Genomic DNA, 257 nt, shown 5'->3' with positions numbered 1-257 from the left:
CTTCGGCACACTGGATGAAGAGTCACTTGATATCGCTCTTGATACGTTAACGAGCTTACAACAGGAAGGTAAGTTGATTGGTATCATCTCTCACGTGCAGGCATTAAAAGACCGTATCTTAACCCAAATTAAGGTTGAGAAAATCTCTGGTGGCTTTAGCCAAATTAGCGGTCAAGGGTGTCAGAGAGTTGTCGGTGAAAAAGCCTCGTAAGTTAATTCATTTTTCAATAATAGAGTGTCAGTAATCAAGATGTAAA

Annotated in this window: 1 protein-coding gene; it reads left to right on the top strand. The window is 40.1% G+C overall.

The features are described from left to right. The coding region (locus AAEY83_RS16610) for a hypothetical protein (RefSeq protein WP_351060839.1) at window positions 1–211 on the top strand (211 nt) is incomplete at its 5' end. Between the last annotated feature and the right edge of the window lie 46 nt (window positions 212–257).

The sequence above is a fragment of the Psychrobacter sp. TB20-MNA-CIBAN-0197 genome (assembly GCF_040309765.1).
Lineage (GTDB): Bacteria > Pseudomonadota > Gammaproteobacteria > Pseudomonadales > Moraxellaceae > Psychrobacter > Psychrobacter submarinus.
Note: the sequence above shows the minus strand (reverse complement) of the source record. Positions and strands in the feature narration are given on the sequence as shown.